Origin of the sequence: Nocardioides aequoreus, from assembly GCF_000720335.1 — a bacterium.
Classification (GTDB): Bacteria; Actinomycetota; Actinomycetes; order Propionibacteriales; family Nocardioidaceae; genus Marmoricola; species Marmoricola aequoreus.
Window position 1 is genome coordinate 258,915 of sequence record NZ_JOJN01000003.1, and the last position, 16,024, is coordinate 274,938.

Below are 16,024 nucleotides of genomic sequence, written 5' to 3' on the forward strand. Positions count from 1 at the left end.
CTACGATGCGGCCATGAGCCGACCGCCCCGCGACGCCTCGGCTCGGCGCGCTCCGTCGATGGCCGACGTGGCCGCGCTCGCCGGGGTCTCGCACCAGACGGTCTCGCGCGTGCTCAACGAGCAGTCGCTGGTCCGGCCCGAGACGCGCGAGCGGGTGCAGCGGGCGATGGCCGACCTGGGCTACCGCCGCAACCACGCGGCCCGTGCCCTGGTGACCAACCGCTCCGGGCTGATCGGGCTGGTCGCCACCCACCTGGGCTTCTACGGCCCGGGCATGATCGCGACCGCGGTGCAGGACGCCGCCCACGACGCGGGCTACGAGGTCGCGCAGGTCGGGCTCCCGGAGATCTCGCCGCAGGCGCTGCGCAGCACCGTCGACCGGCTGCTCGACCGCGCGGTGGAGGCCGTGGTGGTCGAGGTGACCCGCCGCGACGCCCTCGACGCGGTGGCCGCCCTGCGGCTGCCCGTGCCCGTGGTCCTGGTGCAGGGCGTCTCGCCCGGTCAGCCCCTGGCCGCGGGCATCGACCAGGCGCTCGGGGGCGAGCTGGCGACCCGGCACCTGCTCGAGGTGGCCCGGCCGGGCACGGTCGTGCACGTGACCGGTCCCCTCGACTGGGTGGAGGCGCAGATGCGGCGCGACGGCTGGCGCGCGGCGCTCCTGCGGCACGGGGCCGAGGGCCGCGAGCTGGTGGGCGACTGGACCTCCCGGAGCGGCTACGAGGCGGGCCGCGAGCTGGCCGCCGACCCCTCGGTGCGCGCCGTCTTCGCCGGCAACGACGCCATGGCGCTCGGGGTGCTGCGGGCGCTGCACGAGGCCGGGCGCGACGTGCCCGGCGACGTGGCGGTCGTCGGCTTCGACGACACGCCCGACTCCGCGAACTTCTGGCCCCCGCTCTCGACCGTGCGCCAGGACTTCGGCGCGCTCGGCCGCCGGGCGGTCGAGCTCACCCTGCGGGCCCTCGCCGGCGAGGTGGCACCGGAGGCGGAGCTCGTCGCGCCCCAGCTCGTCGTGCGGGCGTCGACGACCCGCTGAGTAGCCTCCCGGGCATGCCCGTCGACGACTTCGGTCCCTCCTCCCTCGGTCCGGTACGCCGCGTGGTGCTGGGCCGCGCCCCGGGGCCGGTGCTCGAGCTGCTCGACCTCGGCGCCACGGTGCACCGGCTCTGGGTCACCGGGGGCGACGGCGTACGCCGCGACGTCGCCCTCGGCCACCCCGACCCCGAGGCGATGCTCGCGGGCACCGACTACCTCGGCGGCACCATCGGCCGCTACGCCAACCGGATCGCCCACGGTCGCTTCGCCCTCGACGGCGAGGAGGTGCAGGTGGGTCTGGTGGACCGCGGCCACCACCTCCACGGGGGGCCGGACGGCTTCGACCGGAGGATCTGGACGCTGGCCGCGCACGACGCCTCCCGTGCGGTGCTCCGGCTCACCAGCCCCGACGGGGACCAGGGCTTCCCCGGCCGTCTGGAGGTCACGGCGCGCTTCGAGGTCGGCGACGACCGGGTGGTGCTCGACCTGGAGGCCACCACGGACGCCCTCACCGTGGTCAACCTGACCAGCCACCTCTACCTCAACCTCGAGGGGGAGGGCAGCGGCACGGTCGACCACCACCGGCTGCGGGTCGCCGCCTCCTCCTTCCTCCCCACCGACGAGACCGGCATCCCGCTGCCCGGCCCCCCGGCCCCGGTCGCCGGCACGCCCTTCGACCTGCGCGAGGCGCGGGCCGTGGGCGAGGTGGTGCGGCAGGACCACCCGCAGCTGCTCGCCTGCCGCGGCATCGACCACGACTACGTGCTCGACGGGCCCAGCGAGCCCGACGCCGCAGGTGGCGCCGTGCGTCCGGTGGCGTGGCTCGAGGCGCCGCGGGTGGCCACGGGCGTCGAGCTGAGCACCGACCAGCCCGGCCTGCAGGTCTACACGGGCAACGGCCTCGACGGCACCGTGCCGAGCACGACCGGTGGGCGGCACCGGCAGGGCGACGGCGTGGCCCTGGAGCCCCAGCGGCACCCCGACACCCCCAACCGCGCCGACCTCGGGGACGCGCGGCTGCGGCCGGGGGAGACCTACCGCTGCCGGGTGCAGTGGCGCTTCCACGCCCTCTGAGCCTCCGCCCACCCCGCGAGCACGTCCGATTCGTCCGCGTGTATGCGTGAGCGCTCACAATTCGTCGAACGCAGTTGTCCTTGCAGGTCAGAAAGTCGAACGAGCCCCCTTGACGTCGTCGAATGTTAGCGCTCACACGTATCGAACGTGACAAGCGTCACAGGGGCGACGCGGCCCCCGATCGAGAGGACCACCACTGTGTTGAGGAAAAGCCTGATCGCCGCAGCGGCGATGACTCTGGGTGCTGCCTCGCTCTCCGCCTGCGGCAGCTCGGACTCCGGCGGCGACAGCGGCTCGGGCGGCTCCGGCGGCGACGAGACGATCACCATGGGCTTCGCCCAGGTGGGCGCGGAGAGCGGCTGGCGCACCGCCAACACCACGTCGATCCAGGACACGGCCGAGGCCGAGGGGATCGACCTGAAGTTCTCCGACGCCCAGCAGAAGCAGGAGAACCAGATCAAGGCCATCCGCTCCTACATCCAGCAGAAGGTCGACGTGATCGCCTTCAGCCCGGTCGTCGAGACCGGGTGGGACACCGTGCTGCAGGAGGCCAAGCGGGCCAACATCCCGGTGATCCTCACCGACCGCTCGGTCGACTCCGAGGACGACTCGCTCTACGCCACCTTCCTCGGCTCCGACTTCGTCGAGGAGGGCGAGAAGGCCGGGCAGTGGCTGGTCGACAACGCCTCCGACATGGACGTCGACGGTGACGGCTCGGTGAAGGTCGTGCAGCTCGAGGGCACCACCGGCTCCGCCCCGGCCATCGACCGCGAGGAGGGCTTCAACAGCGTCATCGGCTCCGACGACGCGATCGAGGTGATCGCCTCGCAGACCGGTGACTTCACCCGCGACGGCGGCAAGAAGGTGATGGAGACCTTCCTCAGCTCCGAGGACGGCATCGACGTCGTCTACGCCCACAACGACGACATGGGTCTCGGCGCCATCGAGGCGATCAAGGCCGAGGGCCTGACGCCGGGCGAGGACATCAAGATCATCACCGTCGACGCGGTCAAGGACGGCATGACCGCCCTGGCCAACGGCGAGATCAACTTCATCGTCGAGTGCAACCCGCTGCTCGGCCCCCAGCTGATGGACCTCGCCAAGCAGGTCGTCGCCGGCGAGGAAGTCGAGAAGCGCGTGGTCACCGAGGAGACCACCTTCACCCAGGAGCAGGCCAAGGAGGCCCTGCCCGACCGGCAGTACTGAGCGCCACCGGCGCCACCACCGCCACCCGACGTCGGTCGGGGCCCGATCCCAGAGGGCCCCGACCGGCCTGCCACGCAGCCCGACGAGACGCGAGGGAGCCCCCCATGTCGCAGGCGAGGACCGAGCCGCTGCCCGAGACCGCCCGCCGCCCGGGCGACGCCGCGCCCGTGGTGGAGCTGCGCGGCCTGAGCATCGCCTTCGGCGGCGTGCCGGCGCTGCACGACGTGGCCCTGCGGCTCTACCCCGGCGAGGTGCACGCCCTGATGGGCGAGAACGGCGCCGGCAAGTCGACGCTGATCAAGGCGCTCACCGGGGTCTACGCCCCCGACGCCGGGACCGTCGTGGTCGACGGCCAGGAGCGGAGCTTCGCCTCGCCCGCCGACTCGCAGGCCGCCGGCATCAGCACCGTCTACCAGGAGGTCAACCTCTGCGCCAACCTCACGGTGGCGGAGAACATGCTGCTCGGCCGGGAGCCGCGCTTCCTCGGGGGCATCGGCGTGCGGGCCATGCGACGCCGGGCGCGGCAGACCCTCGAGCGGCTCGGCCTCGACGTCGACCCGGCCTCGGTGCTCGGCCAGCACCCGATCGCCGTGCAGCAGCTGGTGGCGATCGCCCGGGCGGTCGACGTCGACGCCCGCGTGCTGATCCTCGACGAGCCGACCTCGAGCCTCGACGCCGACGAGGTCGCCCGGCTCTTCGAGGTGGTGCGCACGCTGCGTGACCAGGGCACCGCGATCGTCTTCGTCTCCCACTTCCTCGACCAGGTCTTCGAGATCGCCGACCGGCTCACGGTGCTGCGCAACGGCCGCCTCGTCGGCGAGCGGCTGGTGAGCGAGACCTCGCAGCTCGAGCTGGTGCGCCTGATGCTGGGCCGTGAGCTGGAGACGCTCGACCGGCTCGACCGGCAGGAGGCCCCGCCGGTCGACCGCGACCGCACCCCGGTCGTCAAGGTCCTGGGCCTGGGCCGCAAGGGCGCGCTCGAGGCGACCGACCTCGAGGTGCACGAGGGCGAGGTGGTCGGCCTCGCCGGCCTGCTGGGATCCGGGCGCACCGAGCTCGCCCGGCTGCTCTTCGGCGCCGACGCCGCCGACACCGGCGAGGTCGAGGTGCACGGACGCCGTGCGCGGGTGCGGACCCCGCGCCAGGCGATCGACCGGAGGCTGGCCTTCGCCAGCGAGGACCGGCGCGCCGAGGGCGTCATCGGCGACCTCACCGTCGCCGACAACATGCTGCTCGCCCTGCAGGCCTCACGAGGCTGGCTGCGCCCGATCCCACCCGCCCAGCGGACCACGCTGGTGGCGCGCTACCTCGAGGCGCTCGACGTACGACCCGCCGACCCGCACGCGCTGATGCGCAACCTCTCGGGCGGCAACCAGCAGAAGGTGCTCCTCGCGCGCTGGCTGCTCACCGAGCCGGAGCTGCTGCTGCTCGACGAGCCGACCCGCGGCATCGACGTGGGCGCCAAGGCCCAGATCCAGCAGCTGGTCGCCGAGCTCGCCGGCCGCGGGATGGCGGTCGTCTTCATCTCCGCGGAGCTGGAGGAGGTGCTGCGCCTCTCCGACCGGGTGGTGGTGATGCGGGAGCGGCGCAAGATCGCCGAGCGCGAGGGCGGCGACCTGACCGTCGGCGAGGTGCTCGAGACCATCGCCGCCGAGGCCACCCACACGCACTTGACGGAGACGACCGACGGGGAGGCCCCGCGATGACCGACACGCTCACCCCGCCCGACCTGCCCGAGGCCACCGAGCCCGAGCGCCGGGCCAGCAGGCTGGAGACCGCGCGGCGCAGCCCGCTGGTGTGGCCGGTGCTGGCGCTCGTGCTGCTGCTGGCGGTCAACACCGTGGCGACGCCGACCTTCCTCCTCGTCGACCTCTCCGGTGACCGGCTCAGCGGGCCGCTGGTCAACATCGCCCGCAACGCCGCGCCGCTGGTCCTCATCGGGCTCGGCATGACCCTGGTCATCGCCACGCGGGGCATCGACCTCTCCGTCGGCGCGGTGGCCGCCATCGCGGGCGCGGTGGCCTGCGTCCACATCGCCGGGTCGCCGGACCCCGGGGCGGCGAGCACCGCCGTCGTGGCGATGTCCCTCGCGCTGGCGTGCTGCGTGGCACTGGGGCTGTGGAACGGCTTCCTGGTCTCGGTGCTCGGCATCCAGCCGATCATCGCCACCCTGGTGCTGATGACGGCCGGGCGCGGCCTGGCGATGCTGGTCACCGACGGCCAGATCACCACGGTGACCAACGGCGTCCTCTCGGGCCTGGCCGTCGGCCACGTCGCCAAGGTCCCCGTGGCGGTGCTCGTGGCGCTGGCCGTCCTGGGGCTGACCGCCTTCGTCGTGCGCCGGACCGCGCTCGGCATGCTCGTCGAGGCCGTGGGCATCAACCCGGAGGCGAGCCGGCTGGCGGGCGTCCGCTCCCGCACGATCATCTGGACCGTCTACGTCTTCGTCGCGCTTTGCGCCGGCCTGGCCGGCCTGATGATCGCCGGCAACACCAACGCCGCCGACGCCAACAACGCCGGGCTCTGGATCGAGCTCGACGCCATCCTCGCCGTCGTCATCGGCGGTACGTCGCTGGCCGGCGGGCGCTTCTCGCTGGCCGGCACCGTGGTGGGCGCCCTCTTCATCACCACGCTGGCCGTGACCATCACCAACCTCGGCATCCCCTCCCAGACCAACTACGTCTTCAAGGCGATCGCGGTCATCGCGGTCTGCCTGATCCAGTCGCCGCAGGTGCGCCACGCACTCCGTCGGCGACGTACGCCGGCCCGCACGGTGGCGGGAGGTGCGGCATGAGCGCCGCCACCGACACCCCGGTCGGCAGCAGCGTCGTCCCCTCGACGTGGGACCGGGTGCGGTCGTGGTCGCCGGGGCAGCGCTACCTGCCGGTGATCGCCACCGTCGTGGTCTTCCTCTCGCTCTTCTCCGCCGGCGGGATCCGCTACGAGGGCTTCGCCGACCCGCAGGTCTTCCTGAGCCTCTTCCTCGACAACGCCTTCCTGATCGTGCTGGCCGTCGGCATGACCTTCGTGATCCTCACCGGAGGGATCGACCTCTCGGTGGGGTCGGTGGTGGCGCTCTCCACCGTGATCGCCGCCAGGACGCTGGAGGCCGGCTGGGCGGCACCCGCCGCCATCGCCGCCGTGCTGCTCGTGGGCACCGTCATCGGGCTGCTGCACGGCGTGCTGATCCAGTACCTCGGCATCCAGCCCTTCATCGCCACGCTGGCGGGCATGTTCCTGGCGCGGGGGCTGTGCTTCCTGCTGGCCGAGCGGTCGATCCCCATCGACGACGAGACCTTCTCCACGATCGCGTTCGCCACCATCACGCTGCCCGGCGGCTACTACACGACCTGGACCGCCGTGGTGGCGCTGGCGACGGTGGTCGTGGCGGCGTACGTGCTGGCCCGCAGGCGCTTCGGGCGCACCGTCTACGCCGTGGGCGGCAGCGAGGCCTCCGCGCTGCTGATGGGGCTGCGGGTGGCGCGCACCAAGGTCGCGGTCTACGCCGTCAGCGGCTTCTGCGCCGCGCTCGGCGGCCTGCTCTTCAGCCTCTACATGCTCTCCGGCAACAGCCTGCACGCCGTCGGCATGGAGCTCGACGCCATCGCGGCGGTGGTCATCGGCGGCACCCTGCTGACCGGTGGCCGCGGCCTGGTGGTCGGCTCGCTGGTCGGCGTGCTCGTGCTCGGGACCATCCAGACCTTCATCTCCTTCGACGGCACGCTCAGCTCGTGGTGGACCAAGATCACCATCGGCGTGCTGCTGCTCGCCTTCGTGATGGTGCAGCGGCTCGCCACGCGGAGGCAGCCGTGAGCGTCGTGCGGCAGGGCGACCGGACGCCGGTGATGGCCGACGTCGCGCGCCTGGCGGGGGTCTCGCTGCAGACCGTCTCGCGCGTCGTCAACGGCGCGCCCCACCTGCGACCCGCCACCCGGGCCAAGGTCGAGGAGGCCATCGCCCAGCTCGGCTACCGGCCCAACCCGGCGGCCCGCTCGCTGGTGACCCGGCGGTCCGGCACGATCGGTCTGATCGCCACCAAGAGCGAGTTCTACGGGCCGTCCACGATCCACCGGGCGGTGCAGGGCGCGGCGCGCGACGCCGGCTACTTCGTCAGCGCCGTCGACCTCGCCGAGGTCACGCGCGGCAGCCTCGCCGAGGCCGTGGAGCACCTGCGCGACCAGCGCGTCGAGGCGATCGTGATGAACGCCGCCAACGACGAGTCGATCGAGATCGCCCGCCGCCAGGAGACCGGCGGCGTCCCCGTGGTCGTCGTCGAGGGCGACCTCTCCCGCGCCGGGCTCACCGTCGGCGTCGACCAGCGCGCGGGCGCCCTGCTGGCCGCCGAGCACCTGCTCGGGCTCGGTCACACCCGGATCGCCCACGTCGCCGGTCCGCAGGAGTGGACCGAGGCCCGGGCGCGGCTCGACGGCTGGCGCACCGCGCTGCACGTCGCCGGCCTGCGCCCCCCGGAGCCGCTGACCGGTGACTGGACGGTCGCCAGCGGGTACGCCGCCGGCCGCCGCCTGGCCGCCGACCTCGGCGTCACGGCCGTCTTCGTGGCCAACGACCACATGGCGATCGGGGTGCTGCACGCGCTCCACGAGGCCGGCCGCGCCGTGCCCGACGACCTCAGCGTCGTCGGCTTCGACGACCTGCCCGAGTCGGCCTACCTGCTGCCCGCGCTGACCACCGTGCGGCAGGACTTCGCCGCCGTGGGCAGGCGGGCCATCGAGCTGCTGCAGGCCGCCCTCGGCCCGGGCGGACCCGCCCCCGGGGGGCGGCTGCTGCGACCCGAGCTGGTGCGCCGGGCCAGCACCGCGCCCGTCCCTGACTCCCCGCGCGACCCCAGGAGGACCCCGTGAGCGAGACCTACGTCGTCGGCGTCGACTTCGGCACCCTGTCGGGCCGCGCCCTGGTGGTGCGCGTCGGCGACGGCGCCGAGCTCGGCACCGCCGTCACGCCGTACCCGCACGAGGTGCTCGAGCGGGCGCTGCCGGCCTCGCTCGCCGGCCGCGAGGTGCCGCTGCCGCCCGACTGGGCGCTGCAGGTGCCCGAGGACTACCGCCACGTGCTGCGCACCGCCGTCCCCAAGGCGCTCGCCGCGGCCGGGATCGATCCGGGCGACGTGGTCGGCATCGCCACCGACTTCACCGCCTGCACCATGGTGCCGACCCTCGCCGACGGCACCCCGCTCAACGAGCTGCCCGACCTCGCCGACCGGCCGCACGCCTACACCAGGCTCTGGAAGCACCACGCCGCCCAGCCGCAGGCCGACCGGGTCAACGCCCTCGCCGAGCAGCGGGGGGAGAGCTGGCTCTCCCGCTACGGCGGGCTGATCTCCTCCGAGTGGGAGCTGGCCAAGGGGCTGCAGCTCTACGAGGAGGACCGGGAGGTCTACGACCGCACCGAGCGCTGGGTCGAGGCGGCCGACTGGATCGTCTGGCAGCTGTGCGGGCGCTACGTGCGCAACGCCTGCAGCGCCGGCTACAAGGGCGTGCTGCAGGACGGCGCCTACCCCTCCCACGACTTCCTCGAGGCGCTGGCGCCCGGCTTCGGAGGCTTCGTCGACGACAAGGTCGCGCAGCCGCTGGGCCGGCTCGGGGACCGCGCGGGCGGGCTCAGCGCCGAGGCCGCCGGCTGGACCGGGCTGCCGGAGGGCATCGCGGTGGCCGTCGGCAACGTCGACGCCCACGTCACGGCGCCGGCCGCCCAGGCCACCGGACCGGGCGAGATGGTCGCGATCATGGGCACCTCGACCTGCCACGTCATGAGCGCCGAGGTGCTGCGCGAGGTCCCGGGCATGTGCGGGGTCGTCGACGGCGGCATCGTCGCCGGCTCCTGGGGCTACGAGGCCGGGCAGAGCGGCGTGGGCGACATCTTCGGGTGGTTCGTCGAGACCCAGGTGCCCGCGACGTACGCCGCCGCGGCCGCCGCGGCCGGGGAGGACCTGCACGAGCACCTGACCCGGCTCGCCGCCGACCAGCCGGTCGGCGCGCACGGACTGGTCGCGCTCGACTGGCACAGCGGCAACCGCTCGGTGCTCGTCGACCACGAGCTCTCCGGGCTCGTGGTGGGTCAGACCCTCGGCACCCGCCCGGAGGACACCTACCGCGCCCTGCTCGAGGCCACGGCCTTCGGCACCCGCGTCATCGTGGAGACCTTCCGCGAGGCCGGGGTGCCCGTCGAGCACTTCGTCGTGGCCGGGGGCCTGGCCAAGAACGCCCTCTTGATGCAGGTCTACGCCGACGTGCTGCGGCTCCCGCTGTCGCTCGCCGGCTCCAGCCAGGGCCCGGCGCTGGGGTCGGCCATCCACGCGGCGGTGGCGGCCGGGTGCTACCCCGACGTGGCGGCCGCGGCCGCCCGGATGGGCCGCGTGGTCCGCGACGCCTACCTGCCCGACGAGGGCCGCGCGGCGGCGTACGACCGGCTCTTCGCGGAGTACCGGCTGCTGCACGACGCCTTCGGTCGCGACCCCGGCACGATGCGACGGCTGCGGGCGCTGCGGCGCGAGGCGGTGGCCCGGTGACCGCGGTGGCCGCCGCGCGGGCGACCGTGGCGACGCTGCGGCAGGAGGTCGCGGCGCTGCACGCCGAGCTCACCCGCTACCAGCTCGTCGTCTGGACCGCCGGCAACGTCTCCGCGCGGGTGCCGGGTCACGACCTCATGGTGATCAAGCCGAGCGGCGTCGCCTACGGCGACCTCACGCCGGAGTCGATGGTCGTCTGCGACCTGCACGGCCGCGTGGTGGAGGGGGAGCACGCGCCGTCGTCCGACACCGAGGCGCAGGCCTACGTCTACCGCCACCTGCCCGAGGTGGGCGGGGTGGTGCACACCCACTCGCCGTACGCCACGGCCTGGGCGGCGCGGGGGGAGCCGGTGCCGTGCGTGCTGACGATGGGCGCCGACGAGTTCGGCGGCGAGATCCCGGTCGGCCCCTTCGCGGTCATAGGCGACGACTCCATCGGGCGCGGCATCGTCGAGACGCTCCGCAGCAGCCGCTCGCCCGCGGTGCTGATGCAGAACCACGGCCCCTTCACCGTCGGGCCGACCGCCCGGGCGGCGGTCAAGGCCGCGGTGATGTGCGAGGACGTCGCCCGCACCGTGCACCTGGCGCGGCAGCTCGGCACCCCCGTCCCGATCCCCCAGGACCGCATCGACCACCTCCACGACCGCTACCAGCACGTCTACGGCCAGCGCTGAGCCCGGCCGGCCGACCCTCCCCGAATCGAGGCAGCATGACCACGTCCGCCACCCCCCGCCAGGTGTGGTTCCTCACCGGCTCCCAGGCGCTCTACGGCCAGGAGACCCTCGACCAGGTCGCCGCGCAGTCGCGCGCCGTGGCCGCCGAGCTGGCCGACGGGCTCGGCGCCGACCTCCCCGTCGAGGTCGTGTGGCAGCCGGTGCTGCTCGACGCCGTGGCCATCCACCGCCAGGTGCTCGAGGCCAACGCCGACCCGTCCTGCCTGGGCGTCGTGGTGTGGATGCACACCTTCTCGCCGGCCAAGATGTGGATCGCCGGCCTCGACGCGCTCGCCAAGCCGCTGCTCCACCTGCACACGCAGGCCGGCATGGCGCTGCCCTGGTCGACCATCGACATGGACTTCATGAACCTCAACCAGGCCGCCCACGGCGACCGCGAGGTCGGCCACGTCGAGTCGCGGCTCGGGGTGCCGCGCAAGGTCGTGGCGGGCCACGTCGCCACGCCCGAGGTACGCCGCCGCGTGGCCAGCTGGGTGCGGGCGGCGCTGGGGCGCGCCGAGCTGCGGCAGCTGCGCCTGGCCCGCTTCGGCGACAACATGCGCGACGTCGCGGTGACCGAGGGCGACAAGGTCGAGGCCCAGCGGGTCCTCGGGGTCTCGGTCAACACCTACGGCGTCAACGACCTCGTCGCGGTCGTCGACGCCATGGCCGACGACGACGTCGACAAGCTGGTCGTGGAGTACGCCGACCGCTACGCCGTGGCGCCCGAGCTGCTCCCGGGCGGCGAGCGGCACGAGTCGCTGCGCTACGGCGCACGCATCGAGCTCGGCCTGCGGGCCTTCCTGACCGACGGGGGCTTCGGCGCCTTCTGCACCAACTTCCAGGACCTCGGCGGGCTGCGACAGCTGCCGGGGCTGGCGGTGCAGCGGCTGATGGCCGACGGCTACGGCTTCGGCGGCGAGGGCGACTGGAAGACCGCCGTGCTGCTGCGCGGCATGAAGACGATGGCCGCCGGGCTCCCGGGGGGCACGTCCTTCATGGAGGACTACACCTACCACCTGGTCCCGGGCGAGGAGAAGGTCCTCGGCGCCCACATGCTCGAGGTCTGCCCGTCGCTCACGTCCGCCCGGCCGTCGCTGGAGATCCACCCGCTCTCCATCGGCGACCGCGAGGACCCGGTGCGGCTGCGCTTCACCGCCGACCCGGGGGCCGCCGTCGTCGTCGGCCTCTCCGACACCGGCGACCGCTTCCGCCTCACCCTCAACGAGGTCGACGTCGTCGAGCCCGACGAGGCGCTGCCGCGGCTCCCGGTCGCCTGCGCGGTCTGGCGCCCCCACCCCTCGCTCGCGACCTCCGCCGAGGCCTGGCTCACCGCCGGCGCCCCCCACCACACGGTCCTCTCCACCGCCCTCGACACCGAGACCGTCGACGACTTCGCCGAGATGACCCGCACCGAGCTCGTCGTCATCGACGCCGCCACCACCCCCCGGCGCTTCGCCCGCGAGCTGCGCTGGTCCGCGGCGTACCACCGGCTGGCCCGGGGGCTGTGAGGGCGGTCGTTGCGGTTTCACCAGTTAACTTGTGAAGCCCGCACTTCCCCACCGAAGTTTCCGTAGGCCAGTGCCAGTTTCCCAAGTTGACTGGTGAAACCGGCACGCCCGCACCCCACCCACGAGAGGACCCCCCATGGAGCACCGCACCCTCGGCCGTACGGCGCGCGAGGTCTCGGCCGTCGGGCTCGGCACCTGGCAGCTCGGCGCCGACTGGGGCGAGGTCAGCGAGAGCGACGCCCGTGAGGTGCTGGAGGCCTCGGCCGAGGCGGGGGTGACCTTCTACGACACCGCTGACGTGTACGGCGACGGTCACAGCGAGCAGGTGGTCGGGCGCTTCCTGGCGGCGCACCCCGACGCCGGCTTCACCGTGGCCACCAAGATGGGCCGCCGGGTCGAGCAGCGGCCCGAGCTCTACACCCCCGAGGCCTTCCGCGAGTGGACCGACCGCTCGCGTCGCAACCTGGGCGTCGACACCCTCGACCTGGTGCAGCTGCACTGCCCCCCGACCGCCGTCATCGACGACGACCGGACCTACGACGCGCTCGACGCGCTGGTCGCCGACGGCGCGATCGCGGCGTACGGCGTGAGCGTCGAGACCTGCGACCAGGCCCTCGCGGCGATCGCGCGGCCCGGGGTGGCGAGCGTGCAGATCATCGTCAACCCGCTGCGGCTCAAGCCGCTCGACCAGGTGCTGCCGGCCGCGGCCGACGCCGGTGTCGGCATCGTCGTGCGGGTGCCGCTGGCCAGCGGCCTGCTCTCCGGGAAGTACGACGAGGCCACCACCTTCGCCGACGACGACCACCGCAGCTACAACCGCGACGGCAGCGCCTTCGATGTCGGCGAGACCTTCTCCGGCGTGCCGTACGACGTCGGCCTGGCCGCCGCGCGCGACTTCGCCGAGCTGGTCGGCAGCACCGCGCCGGGCATCACCTCGGCGCAGGCCGCGATCGCGTGGGCCTGGCAGCAGCCGGGCGTCACCACGGTGATCCCGGGCGCCCGGAGCCCCGAGCAGGCCCGCGCCAACGCCGCCGCCGGCGACGTCCCCCCGCTGCCCGGCGACCTCTTCGCCGGCGTCCGCGCGCTGTACGACGCCCGCGTCCGCGAGCTGGTGCACGACCGCTGGTGACGCCGCGGCCGTCCATGTAACGCGCCGTTGCACCGCGCGTACACCGCCGGAGAAGGGCACTCAGGCGCTGTAACGGAGCGTTACATGCCCGCGCGCCCGCCCCGCCCCCGCCACCACCACGTGCCGGCGCCGACCAGGGCGACGGCGAGCAGGGCGGCGAGGGGCCAGCCCCAGCCGCCGCCGAGCCAGGAGTGGACGACGGCCATGCCCACGGTGGCGTAGACGAGCGCCCAGAGCAGCGCGCCGGCGAGCAGGCCCGGCAGGTAGCGGCGCAGCGGCATCCGCAGCGCCCCCGCGGAGGCGTTGACGGCCGACTGCACGCCGATCGTCAGGAACGACAGCGTGACGACGGGCGCGCCCCAGCGCGCCACCAGCTCCTGCGCACGGCGTACGCCGGGGCGGTCGAGCCACCGCTGCGCCCGGGCGCTGTGCTCGCCGCCCCGCCGCGCCACCCGGCCCAGGGCGTACGTCGCCCCGCCGCGGCAGCACGCCACCACGACCAGGAAGGCGTACGCCGCGGCGAACGGGAGGTCCTCGACCACGGCCCGATCGTCCCGCACCCGGGCGGTGACAGACTCACCAGGTGACCTGGTTCGAGTCCCCCGCGGAGACCGAGAAGCGCCTGGCCGAGGCGGGCTACCTCGCCGACACGGCGACCGCCACGACGACCTACCTCGCGGCCGCCCTCGGCAAGCCGCTGCTCGTCGAGGGTCCGGCCGGCGTCGGCAAGACCGAGCTGGCGAAGGCGGTCTCCCGGGCGACGGGCGCCGAGCTGGTGCGGCTGCAGTGCTACGAGGGGCTCGACGAGGCACGGGCGCTCTACGAGTGGAACTACAAGAAGCAGCTGCTGCGCATCCAGGCCTCCCAGGGCCAGGCGTGGGACGAGACCCACGACCAGATCTTCACCGAGGAGTTCCTGCTCACCCGGCCGCTGCTCACCGCGATCCGCAACGAGCACCCCACCGTGCTGCTCGTCGACGAGGTCGACAAGACCGACGTCGAGGTCGAGGGGCTGCTGCTGGAGGTGCTCTCCGACTTCCAGGTCAGCATCCCCGAGCTCGGCACCGTCGGCGCCGTGCGCCGTCCGCTCGTGGTGCTCACCTCCAACGCCACCCGCGAGCTGTCGGAGGCGCTGAAGCGACGCTGCCTCTTCCTCCACGTCGACCACCCCGACAAGGAGCGCGAGCGCGCGATCGTGGTCTCGCAGGTGCCGGAGGTCGAGGAGGCGCTGGCCGGGCAGGTGGTCGACGCGGTCGCCGCCCTGCGGCAGCTCGAGCTGCGCAAGTCGCCCTCCATCGCCGAGACCGTCGACTGGGCGCGCACGCTCGTCGCGTTGCAGGTCGGCACCCTCGACGACGACGTCGTCGCCCGCACCCTCGGCGTGGTCCTCAAGCACGCCAGCGACCACGACCGGGCGCTGGCCGCGCTCGCGGGGGAGCGCCGGCGGCGGTGACGCTCCTCGACCGCCACACCGACTTCCTGCACGCGCTGCGCGCGGCGGGGATCCCGGTCTCGCTGGCCGAGGGGCTCGACGCCGTCCGCGCCGTCGACGCCCTCGGGCTCGGGGAGCGCGAGACGCTGCGCGCGGCCTACGCCGCCACCCTGCTCAAGCGGCAGGCCCACCGCCCGGGCTTCGACCAGGTCTTCGACCTCTACTGGCCGGCCCTGGTGGGTGATGGGGTGGGCGACGGGGTGGGCGACGGGGTGGGCGACGCTACGGACCCCGAGGAGGCCGTGGGTCCCTCGGACGGTCCGGCCGAGCTCGCCGACCTGCGCGAGCGCGTCGAGCAGGCGCTGGCAGCCGACGGGGCAGCGGACGGCGCCGACGCCGGCGACCTGACGGCGCTCGCCCGCGAGGCGGTGGCCCGCTTCGGCCGGATCCGCGGGCGCGGCCCGGGGGAGCAGCGGTGGTCGGCGTACAACACGCTCAACCGGGTGGCCGCCGACGACCTCGGGGGCCGGGCCGCCGTGCGCCGCTTCGAGGAGCTCGTCGAGACCGAGGTACGCCGCCGCGCGGCCGAGGTCCGCGGCCCCGACCACGTGGCGCGCCACGCGGTGCGCACGGCCGTCGACCAGCTCGACTTCTCCAGGGCGTCGCGGGCCGAGCTGGACCGGATGCGCCACGAGATCCAGCCGCTGGCGCGTCGGCTGGCCAGCCGGCTCCACCGCGAGCAGCGGGACCGGCGCCGGGGGCCGCTGGACTTCCGGCGCACCGTGCGCGCCTCGATGAGCAGCGGGGGCGTGCCGCTGACCACCCACCACCGCCCGCGTCGTCCCGGCCGGCCCGATCTCGTCGTGCTCTGCGACGTCAGCGGCTCGGTCGCGGGCTTCGCCGGCTTCACCCTGATGCTGGTCTTCGCGCTGCGCGAGCAGTTCGACCGGGTGCGCGCCTTCACCTTCGTCGACGACGTGCACGAGGTGACCGACGACTTCACCCGAGGCGCCGACCCCGCCGACGCGCTCGCCCGGCTCTCCGCGAGCGCGGCCCACGCCAGCCGCTTCGGCCGCACGCAGTACGGCCGCGCCTTCACCCGCTTCGCCGAGCAGCACCGCGACGCGCTGACGCCCCGCACCCACCTGCTCGTGCTGGGTGACGCGCGCTCCAACTACGGCGACCTCGCCCTGCCGGTCGTCGCCGACCTGGTGCACGCCGCCCGCCGCAGCTGGTGGCTCAACCCCGAGCACCCGCGCCACTGGGGCACCGGCGACTCCGAGGCGCCCGAGTACGCCGCGCTGCTGCCGATGGTCGAGTGCCGCAACCTCACCCAGCTCGGGGAGTTCGTGCACGACCTGGCCTGAGGGCGCCGCGGTCCGATCTGCGGTCGCCGCCACG

The 16,024-nt window shown here is 74.2% G+C and carries 14 protein-coding genes; 13 read left to right on the top strand and 1 reads right to left on the bottom strand.

The window, feature by feature from the left end:
* The first annotated feature begins 13 nt into the window (after window positions 1-13).
* From IG63_RS0107670 to IG63_RS0107720, 11 genes are all read left to right on the top strand, one after another.
* Window positions 14-1,033, top strand: a complete 1,020-nt coding sequence (locus tag IG63_RS0107670) for a LacI family DNA-binding transcriptional regulator (RefSeq protein WP_030483791.1) — start codon at window positions 14-16, stop codon at window positions 1,031-1,033.
* 14 nt (window positions 1,034-1,047) lie between these two features.
* Entirely contained in the window at window positions 1,048-2,106 is a 1,059-nt protein-coding gene (locus IG63_RS0107675) for an aldose epimerase family protein (protein ID WP_030483792.1), read from the top strand.
* A 231-nt stretch (window positions 2,107-2,337) separates the two neighbouring features.
* Window positions 2,338-3,312 carry an ABC transporter substrate-binding protein gene (locus IG63_RS0107680; RefSeq protein WP_245604361.1) on the top strand — a complete coding sequence of 325 codons (975 nt, stop codon included), beginning with the start codon at window positions 2,338-2,340 and terminating at the stop codon, window positions 3,310-3,312.
* A 104-nt stretch (window positions 3,313-3,416) separates the two neighbouring features.
* Window positions 3,417-5,018: a sugar ABC transporter ATP-binding protein gene (locus IG63_RS0107685; protein WP_051706347.1), complete on the top strand. Its 1,602-nt coding sequence runs from the start codon at window positions 3,417-3,419 to the stop codon at window positions 5,016-5,018.
* The gene (locus IG63_RS0107690; protein ID WP_084596815.1) at window positions 5,015-6,106 is read left to right on the top strand and encodes an ABC transporter permease; all 1,092 of its coding nucleotides are present in this window, start codon (window positions 5,015-5,017) and stop codon (window positions 6,104-6,106) included. Before IG63_RS0107685 ends, IG63_RS0107690 begins: the two co-directional genes overlap by 4 nt.
* Window positions 6,103-7,125: a galactofuranose ABC transporter, permease protein YjfF gene (yjfF, locus tag IG63_RS0107695; protein WP_030483796.1), complete on the top strand. Its 1,023-nt coding sequence runs from the start codon at window positions 6,103-6,105 to the stop codon at window positions 7,123-7,125. The genes IG63_RS0107690 and yjfF overlap by 4 nt, the downstream gene beginning before the upstream one ends.
* Window positions 7,122-8,174, top strand: a complete 1,053-nt coding sequence (locus tag IG63_RS0107700; protein WP_211249249.1) for a LacI family DNA-binding transcriptional regulator — start codon at window positions 7,122-7,124, stop codon at window positions 8,172-8,174. The genes yjfF and IG63_RS0107700 overlap by 4 nt, the downstream gene beginning before the upstream one ends.
* Window positions 8,171-9,838 (top strand): ribulokinase, encoded by a 1,668-nt coding sequence (gene araB / locus IG63_RS0107705; RefSeq protein ID WP_030483798.1) that lies wholly within the window; start codon window positions 8,171-8,173, stop codon window positions 9,836-9,838. The genes IG63_RS0107700 and araB overlap by 4 nt, the downstream gene beginning before the upstream one ends.
* Window positions 9,835-10,512: an L-ribulose-5-phosphate 4-epimerase gene (locus tag IG63_RS0107710; protein ID WP_030483799.1), complete on the top strand. Its 678-nt coding sequence runs from the start codon at window positions 9,835-9,837 to the stop codon at window positions 10,510-10,512. Before araB ends, IG63_RS0107710 begins: the two co-directional genes overlap by 4 nt.
* A 35-nt stretch (window positions 10,513-10,547) precedes the next feature.
* Window positions 10,548-12,062: an L-arabinose isomerase gene (gene araA / locus IG63_RS0107715; protein WP_030483800.1), complete on the top strand. Its 1,515-nt coding sequence runs from the start codon at window positions 10,548-10,550 to the stop codon at window positions 12,060-12,062.
* Between the two features lie 136 nt (window positions 12,063-12,198).
* Window positions 12,199-13,191: an aldo/keto reductase gene (locus tag IG63_RS0107720; protein ID WP_030483801.1), complete on the top strand. Its 993-nt coding sequence runs from the start codon at window positions 12,199-12,201 to the stop codon at window positions 13,189-13,191.
* Between the two features lie 80 nt (window positions 13,192-13,271).
* On the opposite strand, the gene IG63_RS0107725 is transcribed toward IG63_RS0107720, so the two are convergent.
* The gene (locus tag IG63_RS0107725) at window positions 13,272-13,733 is read right to left on the bottom strand and encodes a VTT domain-containing protein (protein ID WP_084596817.1); all 462 of its coding nucleotides are present in this window, start codon (window positions 13,731-13,733) and stop codon (window positions 13,272-13,274) included.
* A 41-nt stretch (window positions 13,734-13,774) separates the two neighbouring features.
* Here IG63_RS0107725 and IG63_RS0107730 point away from each other — a divergent pair, with 41 nt between their 5' ends.
* Together IG63_RS0107730 and IG63_RS0107735 are read left to right on the top strand one after the other, a co-directional pair.
* Window positions 13,775-14,644: an AAA family ATPase gene (locus IG63_RS0107730; protein WP_030483803.1), complete on the top strand. Its 870-nt coding sequence runs from the start codon at window positions 13,775-13,777 to the stop codon at window positions 14,642-14,644.
* Complete coding sequence (locus IG63_RS0107735; RefSeq protein WP_030483804.1) at window positions 14,641-15,990, top strand: VWA domain-containing protein; 1,350 nt, start codon at window positions 14,641-14,643, stop codon at window positions 15,988-15,990. The genes IG63_RS0107730 and IG63_RS0107735 overlap by 4 nt, the downstream gene beginning before the upstream one ends.
* Window positions 15,991-16,024 lie beyond the last annotated feature (34 nt).